Source organism: Bacillus sp. AK25 (assembly GCF_048270685.1).
Classification (GTDB): domain Bacteria; phylum Bacillota; class Bacilli; order Bacillales; family Bacillaceae; genus Bacillus; species Bacillus altitudinis.
The window spans coordinates 1748861-1761172 of the sequence record NZ_JBLUWC010000001.1 but is presented as its reverse complement, the minus strand read 5'-3'; the positions used below and the strand labels follow the sequence as shown (position 1 = coordinate 1761172).

The window sequence follows — 12312 nt, the reverse complement described above, 5'->3', positions numbered from 1 at the left end:
AAGGAGGCATTTCAGGATGACAGCTATTTTCTCACCTTCATTGATGTGCATGGATTTAACACACTTCCGTGAACAAATTCAGCTTCTGAACACAAGGGCAGACCGTTATCATGTCGACGTCATGGATGGTCATTATGTAAAAAATCTGACCTTATCACCCTTTTTCATTGAACAACTTCGGAAACTGACAGATGTTCCGATTGATGTTCATCTAATGGCCGAACAGCCTCAGGAATTTTTAATTGATGCATGTATTGATGCAGGCGCAACGATGATTTGTTTACATCCAGAAGTGGTGCAAAAAGACGTTTTTCGAATCATTCGGCATATCCAAGAAAGAAAGTGTGAGGTCGGCTTTGTTCTCAATCCCGCCACACCAGTTGCAGCATTAGATGCTTTTATTCATTTAATAGACCGGGTGACGATCATGACAATTGATCCAGGGTTTGCGGGTCAGCCTTTTATCAAAGAAATGCTTCCGAAATTGAAAGAGGTGAAAGAAATCAAAGAGAAGGGGGGATACTCATTTTCAATTGAGGTAGACGGCTCTTGTAATGAAAGCACGTTCCGGTTGCTTGCTGAGGCAGGAAATGAAATTTACATCATCGGCACCTCAGGTTTATTTGGACTTCACGAAGAATTAGATAAAGCATGGGAAATAATGAAGCAATTGTTCGCAAAAGAAACAGCCACAATGAAATCACTTTAGTAAAAAAGAGGATGAAACCCATCCTCTTTTTTACGCAATTTTACTAAATGAGCTATCCCCTTATCAAAACATACTCAAAAACTTCAAAAAAGCACAAATTTATAATTGAAAGCGCTTTATTTATGTGTTATTCTTCAAATATCTTTAGTAAACATTTAGTCAAAAATGATGAGGAGTTTGCCTATGACTACACTCAAAGATATTGCTCATGATGCAAAAGTATCCGTCTCTACTGTATCCCGTGTGTTAAATGGCGACCAAACGCTTGCCGTTTCACACGCAACAAGACAAAACATCCTCGACATAGCCAAGAAATTAAACTATACCCCAGTCAGAGCAAGAAAAGCCGATCAAGCAGAAGTAAAAAGCCCACCCGCATCCCCAGTCATCGGTGTCGTTGTCGCCCAATCCATTGACGAAGAATTAAATGATCCTTTTTTTTCATCGATTCGAAAAGGAATTGAAAAAGAATATGCCAAACAAGGTCTGTCCACTCTCCATACCTTTCGCCTAAGAAACATGGATAAAGGGGCGATACTAAAGGATATTGACGGTTTGATCGTCATTGGACGAATCAGCCCTGATACGGTTGAAAAGATGACAAACCGAATGGAACATATCGTTTTCATCAATCATTATGCGGATGAAGATTTGTATGATTGTGTACATGTGGATTTTGTCAGAGCGGCAGATCGTGCCATTCGTCATCTGCAATCTCTCGGCTATACACATCTAGGATATATTGGCGGGAAAGAGAGGGAGCATTATTTTGAAGGAAATGCTGTGATTGAGGATGAAAGACAAACAACGTTTATCAAAAGAATGCAAGAAGCGGGAACTCTTCATATGAATGACATCCACATAGGCGAATATTCGATGCAAGAAGGCTACTCACTTATGCAAAAAGCCATTCAGAAAGGAAATCTTCCAGAAGCCTTTTTTATCGGAAGTGATTCTATGGCAATAGGCGCTATGCGTGCGCTACATGAAGCCGGTCTTCGTGTACCTCAAGATGTCTCAATCGTGGGGTTTAATGATATCGAAGCCGCTTCCTTTTCAAGCCCGCCGCTCACAACGGTTAAAGTATATACAGAACAAATGGGGGAAGTAGGTCTAAAGCTTTTGCTTGAGCGGATAGAGGGAAGAAAGCTTCCCCTAAAAGTCGTCGTGCCAACAAAGCTCATGCAAAGAGGCAGCACATGCCCAATTCATGAAAGGGGGTGAACGAGCATTTCAGCAAACAAAAAAGAGACAAAAAAGCAGGAAGGGAGCTGCTGAGCATGATGGCCAGATCATGCTGAAAACAACGCAGTTCACCCAATTGCTCTCTTATCTCTTTGAAAAGAATAGAATTCCAGTATAATGGACTTCTTTTGTTTCCGCAACCGCATGAATTCTACCGATAATCGTCTGAATTTTCAGTAATCAAAAGGAGGAAACGATGAGTAAAAAAATTCTGATGTTGTGTGTAGCTCTAGTTTTGTCGATGATCTTGTCTGCTTGCGGCAATAACGGTGCGTCTGAAGCAAACGGGAAAGTGACCTTGACTCTATTCTCCACAATGAGTAACAGCGGGGAGAGAAAGGCATTTGAAGAAGTGATCCGTGATTTTGAAAAAGAACATCAAAACATCCGAATTGATGCCAACTTCCCTGGCAACAGCTATGAAGATATGATACGCGTCAAAATGGGCGCAAACGATATGCCAGACCTATTTGATACACACGGCTGGGCCAAGCTGCGATATAGCGAATACGTGGCTGATCTAAAGGAGATGGACTGGGTAAAACAACTCGATCCTTCACTCGATCAAATTTTAAAAGACAAAGACGGCAAAGTCTATGCCTATCCGCTGAATCAAGCAAAAGACGGACTTAGTTTTAATGCCAATCTATTAAAAGAATATGGCATAAAAGTTCCTAAAACACTGAATGAACTGAAAAGTGCTTTACAAACTGTCAAAGAAAAAAGTAAAGGAGACGTTGTGCCGCTCTGGATCCCAGGAGGCGATAATTCAAATATTGCCCAAGTCTTTGATGAGCTGGCAACGCCTTTACTCATTACCGATCAAAAACATCAATACGGAAAAGACCTTGAAAATGGATCATTTGATTGGTCTCACTATACACCGCTTGCACAGTTTATGAAGGAGCTGAAAGATCAAGACCTTTTAAACAAAGATGTACTAACGGCGAAACTATCCCAAGCACCTGAGCTGATGGCACAAAACAAAATTGCTTTCACCTTTGTGGGAGGATCTTTAGGACCTGAGGCGACTGAACTCAATCAATCGATCAAAGTAGGCACCATGCCCGTACCAGCTATTCATGAAGGAGATGAGCAAAGCTGGATTGGCGGGGAACGCTTTACTGTTGCGGCATGGAAAGACTCAAAGCATCTAAAAGAAGCAAAACAATTCATTGACTTTTTAGCAAAGCCTGAAAACGCAAAAAAAATCGCAGAGGGCACTTCCTCTGAAACGGCCTTAAAAGAAGTCAAAGCCAAAAACTATTACTCTACATTTTACGAGCAATATGAAGATATTAAGATTGAACCCTATTTTGATCGAAAATACTTACCGAGCGGCATGTGGGCTGTCATGGCAACGACCGGTCAAGAATTATTAGCAGGCTCCATCACACCAGAACAACTATCGAAGAAAATGGAAGAGGAATATAAGCGTCTGAAAAAACAATAGCAGGCTCATGCTGAAACAGGAGTGAAGCGAATGAGTGACATCACAAAAGAAAAACAGGCGGCGACATTTACCTCTTTTCCAAAACAGAAGATGAAAAATAGCCAAAATTCTTCACTTTGGTGGATGTATCTGCCTGCTGTTCTCGTTGTCAGTGCTTTTATCATTTATCCCTTTTTTAACGGGATTCAGCTCTCTTTTACAAATTGGAACGGTTTCTCACAACAGTATGAGTGGATCGGACTGGATCAATACAAACGATTGCTGCAAGATCCAACTACATGGCTTGTTGTGAAAAATACCCTTCTTTACGGCATCGGGAGCACCATCTTACAAAATATGATTGGTCTTGGATATGCACTCTTATTAAATCAAAGTTTAAAGATGAGAGCCATCACAAGAACGGTGATCTATTTACCCGTCATGATCAGCCCGATTGCTATGGGCTATATTTGGTATTTTGTCTTTGCGTACCAAGGTGGTGCTTTAAACGACGTTGTTACCTTTTTTGGATTTGATCCAATGAACGCACTTGGTAATCCGCAGCTAAACACTTGGATCATTGTGTTTGTGAATACGTATCAATTCGTCGGGATTGCCATGATCATTTATTTAGCAGGACTCCAAAGCATACCTAAAGATTATTATGAAGCAGCACAACTCGACGGAGCTTCAGGTCTTCAGCAATTTTGGCGCATCACATTACCGCTTTTAATGCCATCTATCACCATCAATGTTGTGCTCAATGTGATCGGTGGACTTAAATTATTTGATGTCATTGTCGCGCTCACTGGCGGAGGACCCGGAGATTCCTCGCAATCGATGTCGACTTTTATGTACGATTTGTATTTCAAACGGCAGGATGCAGGCTATGCAGCGACGCAAGGTGTCTTCATGGCTGTCATCATCCTTGTCGTAAGTGTCGCAGCGCTCATTTATTTCAAACGAAAGGAGACCGAGGTGTGATGGATAACGCCTATAAACGAAAGAAAAGATGGTACTCCTTACTCGCCCTTTCGATTACATTGCTTCACCTGATTCCATTTTATATTTTAGTCACGACCTCTCTAAAGGGGATAGGAGATTTTAGCTCAAAATGGTTGTTCCCATCAACGCTTCATTTTGAAAACTTTCTGATGGCATGGACAGATGCTCAGCTTGGCCAGTCCTTTTTGAATACAGTGATCATTACGTTCAGCTCGGCTGCCCTACTCATCATCTTTGGATCACTTGCCGCCTATCCACTCGCAAGAAGAGGAACAAAGCTGAATCAAGCGGTGTATCTCTTATTCATTGCCATTATGGTCATACCGCCGCTCACAGCCCTTGTCCCTTTATACAAAATGGTTGTACAAATTGGCATGATGAATACTTATCAAATCGCTATTTTAAACAATGTTGCTGCTTTTTTGCCACTGACGATTTTTCTATATGCCGGTTTTATCCGGTCGACGATACCAAAGGAGCTTGAAGAAGCCGCTCGTATTGATGGCGCGGGAACACTCAGAGTCTTTTTCACCGTCGTTTTTCCGCTGCTGAAGCCGATTACCGCTTCTGTTTTAATCATTGCCTGTGTGTATATTTGGAACGACTATCAATTTGCCATCTTCTTCTTGCAAGATAAAGAGATGCATACACTTACAGTCGCCTTATCCAATTTCTTTGGTCAAAATCAACACCAGCTCCAGCTCGTTGGCGCCGCTGCTCTTATTGCGATGCTGCCAATGGTCACGATGTTTTTACTTTTGCAAAAATACTTTATCGCAGGGCTGTCTCAAGGCTCTGTTAAAGGGTAATCCAACCTTGATGTAAAAAGGAGTGTCGTCTATGTCTAAAATTACATTTATCGGTGCAGGAAGTACCGTTTTTGCTAAAAATATATTAGGAGATTGTCTGTTCGTTCCCGCACTTGCTGGCTTTGAATTTGCGTTATATGATATCGATCACAACCGGCTGAAAGAATCAGAAACGATGCTACGTCACTTAAAAGAGAACTACGGTGCACATGTGTCCATTCAGTCGTATCACAACCGGAAAGAAGCCTTAAAGAATGCGAAATATGTCATCAATGCCATCCAGGTAGGAGGCTATCAGCCAAGCACTGTTATTGATTTTGAGATTCCAAAAAAATATGGATTAAGACAAACGATTGCAGATACGGTTGGCATCGGCGGCATTTTCCGTTCCCTTCGAACCATTCCTGTGATGCTGGACTTCGCAAAGGATATGGAAGAAGTATGTCCACACGCCTTATTATTAAATTACACGAATCCAATGGCCACACTGACTGGCGCTATGCTGCGTTATACTCGGGTTCAAACGGTTGGTCTTTGCCATAGCGTACAGGTGTGTACGAAAGATTTATTTCAATCACTTGAAATGGATCATGAAGGCATTGAAGAAAAAATTGCCGGCATTAATCACATGGCATGGTTATTAGAAGTGAAACGGGACGGTCAAGACTTGTATCCAGAAATCAAAGCAAGAGCAAAAGAAAAACAAAAAATGCGGCATCCTGATATGGTTCGTTTTGAACTAATGGATAAATTCGGCTACTATGTCACCGAATCCTCAGAGCACAATGCAGAATATCATCCGTATTTTATCAAATCTCGTTATCCAGAACTGATTGGACAGTTTAACATTCCGCTCGATGAATACCCAAGACGCTGCGAGGAACAAATCAACAATTGGAATACGATGAAACATGACCTTGTGGGAAACACACAAATCACGCATACGCGCTCTAAAGAATATGGTTCACGTATCATTGAAGCGATTGAAACGAACGTTCCCTTTAAATTTGGTGGAAATGTACTGAACACAGGAGGACTCATTCACAACCTTCCTGAAAAAGCCTGTGTGGAAGTGCCATGTGTTGCAGACCGGAGCGGTATCATGCCATGTTATATCGGAGAGATACCTGAACAATTGGCTGGACTCAACCGGACCAATATCAGCTCACAGCTCATGACGATTGAAGCTGCAATCAGCGGCAAAAAAGAACACATTTACCAAGCGGCATTATTAGACCCGCATACAAGTGCTGAATTATCAATTGATGACACCATCAAACTATGTAATGAATTAATTGAAGCACACGGGGAGATGCTCCCGGCTTATACAGAGCCGAGTCAATACGCAATTTCTTCTAAATAACTAACATAAACAGTCTTAGCCTGATGCACTTGGCATCAGGTTTTTTTAGATCAACAAACTGATCATTGACTGAAAGCGTTTTTAATATTATGATTTTTCTAAAGTTAACCAACAGTTAACCAAAAATACATCATCAATTAGTTAACATGATCATGCCACATGACACACAGATAAAACGACCTAAAAGGGGGGACAGATCTGCGGAACCAAAAGAGCTGAAAGCGATAGACTTCACATGTTTTATCAGAACGTAAAGCAAAACTGTGGTTTCATTTGACAAAGAGTGTATACAGATGAAGGCCCCTTAGATGAGACAATGACGATAAATCAACACACGATTGCATCACAATCCAAACAAAGAGGAGAGAGGGAACATGACCAAAACAGATGTACAAACGTTGAAAAATTATATTGGCGGACAATGGGTGGACGCCGAAACGAACCAAACGGAAGCTGTTTATAATCCAGCTACTGGCGAAGTCATCGCAGAAGTACCGCTTTCAACAAAAACGGATGTAGAACATGCAGTCCAAGCAGCACAGGAAGCGTTCACCACTTGGTCTAAAACAGCTGTTCCCCGGCGGGCACGTATTTTATTTAAATACCAACAGTTACTCGTTGAGAAATGGGATGAGTTGGCTGAACTCGTCACGCTGGAAAACGGAAAAAGTGTAACAGAAGCAAAAGGAGAGGTGCAGCGAGGAATTGAATGTGTGGAATTTGCCGCTGGTGCACCAACCTTAATGATGGGGAAACAACTGCCTGATATTGCGACTGGTCTAGAGTCTGGCATGTACCGCTACCCAATTGGCGTCATCGGCGGCATTACCCCTTTTAACTTTCCGATGATGGTCCCATGCTGGATGTTCCCGCTTGCCATCGCTTGCGGAAATACATTTGTTTTAAAACCTTCAGAACGGACGCCAATCCTTGCTGCACGGTTAGCAGAACTATTTGAAGAAGCAGGACTTCCAAAAGGTGTGCTCAACATTGTCAACGGCGCTCACGATGTAGTAAACGGTCTACTTGAACATGAAAAGGTAAAAGCCATTTCGTTTGTCGGCTCTCAGCCAGTCGCAGAATACGTCTATAAAAAAGGGACATCACATGGTAAACGTGTACAAGCACTTGCCGGTGCAAAAAATCACTCTATCGTCTTGAAAGATGCTGATTTAGAATCAGCCACAAAACAAATCATTGGCGCTGCTTTTGGATCAGCAGGTGAACGCTGCATGGCAGCAGCCGTTGTCGCAGTGGAAGAAGACGTGGCAGACGACTTGATTCAACAATTGGTCGATGAATCCAACCAGCTTGTCATAGGAAACGGAATAAATAAAGATGTCTTTCTCGGACCAGTCATTCGGAAGGAGCATAAAGAACGAACTCTTCAATATATCCAATCAGGAATTGAAGAAGGCGCAAGCCTGATTCGTGATGGCAGACAAGATAACGAAACAAATGGAGAAGGGTATTTTGTCGGACCAACGATCTTTGATCATGTCACAAATCAAATGAAAATCTGGCAGGACGAGATTTTTGCCCCAGTCTTATCCATTGTCCGTGTCTCATCACTCGCAGAAGCAATCGACCTGTCCAATCAATCAAAATTCGCAAACGGTGCCTGCCTATACACAGACAGCGCTTCAAGCATAAGAGAATTTCGTGAAAACATCGAAGCCGGCATGTTAGGCATTAACATTGGTGTTCCTGCTCCAATGGCTTTCTTCCCATTTTCCGGCTGGAAAGATTCCTTCTACGGAGACTTGCACGCCAATGGAACAGACGGAGTAGAGTTTTACACGAGAAAGAAAATGGTGACCGCTCGTTATATGTAGCCTACATTTATTGAACATTGAGGAAGAATGCAGCTCCATCATGGAGACTGCATTTTTTGTTGTCTTCTAGTTAAAAAGTAAGGGTTTTCATTGTACTCTTTACAGGGATTCGCAAGGAGAAATCATTCTTTGTATTCATTCTTCATCACGAAACATCAACATAATTTGAAATTGGGCCTAAACCCCAATATCAGGAAGAAGAAAACAGGAGGAAATGACACGATGAGGACGAGGATGAAGTGCAGCGTTTGTTTATTGATTTTCACTTTGGTACTGAGTTGTTTGCCAGTATATGAAGCGCATGCGGCAAGCACACCAATTGCCAAGCAAGTAGGAAATGCAAACCCGCTCATTGATCATCACTTAGGAGCAGACCCGTTTGCGCTTACCTATAACGGAAGAGTGTACCTTTATATGTCGAGTGATGACTATGAATATCAAAGCAACGGAACGATTAAGGACAATTCATTTGCAAATCTGAATAGAGTATTCGTCATCTCTTCGGCGGATATGGTCAACTGGACCGATCACGGAGCGATTCCAGTAGCGGGAGCAAATGGGGCAAATGGCGGCAGAGGCATTGCCAAATGGGCAGGCGCATCATGGGCCCCATCAGCAGCGGTAAAGAAGATCAACGGAAAGGATAAATTTTTCCTTTATTTCGCTAACAGCGGCGGAGGGATTGGAGTCCTTACAGCAGACAGCCCGATTGGCCCATGGACTGATCCAATTGGAAAAGCGCTCGTTACGCCAAGTACACCTGGCATGTCCGGAGTTGTATGGCTTTTTGATCCGGCCGTATTTGTAGATGATGACGGTACTGGTTATCTATATGCCGGCGGAGGCGTTCCAGGCGGTTCCAATCCAACGCAGGGACAATGGGCAAATCCTAAAACAGCAAGAGTCCTGAAGCTAGGCGCTGATATGACAAGTGTGGCCAGTAGCGCATCCACCATTGATGCTCCTTTTATGTTTGAAGATTCAGGGATGCATAAGTATAACGGTACCTATTACTATTCCTATTGCATCAATTTTGGCGGCTCACATCCTGCTGATAAACCACCTGGTGAAATCGGCTATATGACGAGCTCAAGTCCGATGGGACCCTTCACGTATAAAGGACACTTTCTGAAAAATCCGGGTGCTTTTTTTGGTGGCGGCGGTAACAACCATCATGCGGTGTTCAATTTTAAAAATGAGTGGTATGTGGTGTATCATACGCAAACCGTTAGCTCTGCCTTATACGGAAGTGGCAAAGGCTATCGCTCTCCACATATTAACAAGCTTGTGCATAATGCAGATGGCTCCCTTCGAGAAGTAGCAGCCAATTATGAAGGGGTGAAACAGCTATCTAATCTGAATCCATATCAACGTGTTGAAGCTGAAACATTCGCTTGGAATGGACGCATTTTGACAGAAGCCTCGTCAGCACCAGGAGGACCAGTGAATAACCAGCATGTCACCAATATTCAAAATGGCGATTGGGTGGCTTTAGGGAATGTAGACTTTGGTTCAAATGGCGCTAGAACATTTAAAGCCAATGTCGCATCGACAGTAGGCGGGAAAATAGAAGTACGCCTTGGCAGCGCAAACGGCAGACTGGTCGGTACACTGAATGTCCCTTCCACCGGTGGAACACAAAACTGGCGGGAAATAGAAACAGCGATTAACGGCGCATCCGGAGTGCACAACGTATTTTTTGTCTTTACCGGAACAGGCGGGGGAAATCTATTCCAATTTGATTCTTGGCAGTTTACTCAAAGGTAGCGAATAAAGGTGCTTAAATGTTTGATAGAGGAGTGGGAAATTTGATGTCATGTATAAAAAAACCAATGCTTGCTTTATTGGTGTGTTTCACCATGCTATCTGTCATGTTCATAGGCCCCGGAGTAGCTGAAGTATCAGCAGCTGACGCAAACATTAACCTTAATGCAGAAAGACAAGTGATTCGTGGTTTTGGCGGAATGAACCATCCAGCTTGGATTGGTGATTTGACAGCGCCACAAAGGGAGACTGCCTTTGGCAATGGACAAAATCAGTTAGGGTTTTCCATTCTTAGAATTTATGTAGACGAAAACAGAAACAATTGGAGCAGAGAAGTCGCGACGGCCAAACGAGCGATCGAGCATGGCGCTTTAGTCATCGCTTCCCCTTGGAATCCTCCAAGCAGTATGGTTGAAACATTTAACCGGAATGGATCACCTGCCAAGCGGCTTAAATACAATCAATACGCAGCATATGCTCAGCATCTGAATGATTTTGTCACTTACATGAAAAACAACGGAGTCAATCTTTATGCGATTTCTGTACAAAACGAGCCTGATTATGCGCATGAATGGACATGGTGGACACCTCAGGAAATCCTGCGATTCATGAGAGAAAATGCCGGCTCCATTAATGCACGTGTGATTGCACCAGAATCGTTTCAATACCTTAAGAATATCTCAGATCCTATCTTAAACGATCCGCAGGCGCTAAGGAATATGGACATTCTCGGCGCTCATCTATACGGAACCCAAATTAGCCAGCTTCCGTACCCTCTTTTCAAACAAAAAGGGGCAGGGAAAGAGCTATGGATGACAGAGGTCTACTACCCGAATAGTGATAACAATTCAGCGGACCGCTGGCCTGAGGCATTAGGGGTATCAGAGCATATTCACCATTCAATGGTGGAAGGGGACTTTCAGGCGTATGTGTGGTGGTACATTAGGAGATCATACGGTCCTATGAAGGAAGATGGAATGATTAGCAAGCGTGGATACAACATGGCGCATTTCTCCAAGTTTGTGCGACCAGGTTTCGTCAGAATTGATGCAACGAAAAGCCCTGAACCGAATGTTTTCGTCTCAGCCTATAAAGGAAACAATCAGGTCGTCATTGTGGCGATTAATAAAAACAATGCAGGGGTCAATCAACACTTCGTCGTGCAAAATGGCTCTGTTTCTCAGGCGTCTAGATGGGTGACGAGCGGCAGCAGCAACCTTCAACCTGGAACTGACTTAAACATATCAGGAAATCAATTTTGGGCTCATCTCCCTGCTCAAAGTGTGACAACATTTGTGGTCAAACGCTAGAGAAACACGAAAAGCCAATTTTCTCATTAAAAAAGAAAATTGGCTTTTTTCTGTGTAAATAGTAAGTTGATTTTTCACGACGTCAACACTTTGGGTATAATAATAACAATGACTTCAGGAGAGTGATTATCATGCCAAAGGTTCAAAGCAAAGTATTGATTATAGATGACGAAAAAGAAATTTTAGAATTAATCCATACCGTATTAACAAGAGAAGGCATTGACCAGGTGTTAACAGCTTCAACTGCCCTTGATGGGCTCACGCAATTTCATCAAGAACAACCAGATCTCATCATACTGGATATTATGTTGCCAGACGGAGAAGGCTACGATATTTGCAAACAAATCAGAGATGTCTCGCATGTTCCGATTATCTTTTTATCAGCAAAGGGAGAGGAATCAGACAAAATTGTAGGCCTTGCCATTGGCGGCGATGATTACATTACAAAACCGTTCAGTCCAAAAGAAGTCGCCTACCGGGTAAAAGCCCAGCTAAGACGGTCATCATACGTACAGCCTTCTCAAGCGGAGCCCGTGATCAAAAAAGGCCCATTTGAGTTAAACGAGCAGCAAGCCGAACTGACGAAAAACGGAGCGGCAATTGAACTCACTCCGAAAGAACTTATGTTGATGACTTATTTCTTGCAGCATCCGAATCGCGTCATCAGTAAAGAAACGCTTTATCAAACGGTTTGGGGAGAAGATTTCTTCGGTTCTGATAATACGGTAATGGTTCATATACGAAGACTGCGGGAAAAAATAGAACATTCCCCATCTACACCAGAATTTCTCGTGACGGTCAAAGGGCTTGGCTATAAATTTGTTGTAAAGGATGCGTAAA

At 42.8% G+C, this 12312-nt stretch carries 10 protein-coding genes; all 10 read left to right on the top strand.

Features of this window, described 5'->3' with window-relative positions; all coding sequences use genetic code 11:
- Positions 1 to 16 precede the first annotated feature (16 nt).
- The 10 genes from alsE to ACNO7B_RS09010 all read left to right on the top strand — a co-directional run bounded on the left by alsE (position 17) and on the right by ACNO7B_RS09010 (position 12311).
- Positions 17 to 709 carry a D-allulose 6-phosphate 3-epimerase gene (gene alsE, locus ACNO7B_RS09055; RefSeq protein ID WP_417901435.1) on the top strand — a complete coding sequence of 231 codons (693 nt, stop codon included), beginning with the start codon at positions 17 to 19 and terminating at the stop codon, positions 707 to 709.
- A gap of 183 nt (positions 710 to 892) precedes the next feature.
- Positions 893 to 1933 (top strand): LacI family DNA-binding transcriptional regulator, encoded by a 1041-nt coding sequence (locus ACNO7B_RS09050; RefSeq protein WP_041507192.1) that lies wholly within the window; start codon positions 893 to 895, stop codon positions 1931 to 1933.
- A 217-nt stretch (positions 1934 to 2150) separates the two neighbouring features.
- Positions 2151 to 3407, top strand: coding sequence for an ABC transporter substrate-binding protein (locus tag ACNO7B_RS09045; RefSeq protein ID WP_025207433.1), 1257 nt, complete (start codon positions 2151 to 2153; stop codon positions 3405 to 3407).
- A gap of 30 nt (positions 3408 to 3437) precedes the next feature.
- The gene (locus ACNO7B_RS09040) at positions 3438 to 4370 is read left to right on the top strand and encodes a carbohydrate ABC transporter permease (RefSeq protein WP_025207432.1); all 933 of its coding nucleotides are present in this window, start codon (positions 3438 to 3440) and stop codon (positions 4368 to 4370) included.
- Positions 4370 to 5200, top strand: coding sequence for a carbohydrate ABC transporter permease (locus ACNO7B_RS09035; protein ID WP_025207431.1), 831 nt, complete (start codon positions 4370 to 4372; stop codon positions 5198 to 5200). The genes ACNO7B_RS09040 and ACNO7B_RS09035 overlap by 1 nt, the downstream gene beginning before the upstream one ends.
- Before the next feature lie 31 nt (positions 5201 to 5231).
- Positions 5232 to 6563, top strand: a complete 1332-nt coding sequence (locus ACNO7B_RS09030; RefSeq protein WP_417901434.1) for an alpha-glucosidase/alpha-galactosidase — start codon at positions 5232 to 5234, stop codon at positions 6561 to 6563.
- 374 nt (positions 6564 to 6937) lie between these two features.
- Complete coding sequence (locus tag ACNO7B_RS09025) at positions 6938 to 8398, top strand: CoA-acylating methylmalonate-semialdehyde dehydrogenase (protein ID WP_025207429.1); 1461 nt, start codon at positions 6938 to 6940, stop codon at positions 8396 to 8398.
- A gap of 222 nt (positions 8399 to 8620) precedes the next feature.
- Positions 8621 to 10165, top strand: coding sequence for a glycoside hydrolase family 43 protein (locus ACNO7B_RS09020; protein WP_046527322.1), 1545 nt, complete (start codon positions 8621 to 8623; stop codon positions 10163 to 10165).
- 41 nt (positions 10166 to 10206) lie between these two features.
- Positions 10207 to 11472, top strand: a complete 1266-nt coding sequence (locus tag ACNO7B_RS09015) for a glycoside hydrolase family 30 beta sandwich domain-containing protein (protein ID WP_144625750.1) — start codon at positions 10207 to 10209, stop codon at positions 11470 to 11472.
- 131 nt (positions 11473 to 11603) lie between these two features.
- On the top strand, positions 11604 to 12311 hold the full coding sequence (locus tag ACNO7B_RS09010) for a response regulator transcription factor (RefSeq protein ID WP_007499274.1): 708 nt from the start codon (positions 11604 to 11606) through the stop codon (positions 12309 to 12311).
- Position 12312: the final 1 nt, after the last annotated feature.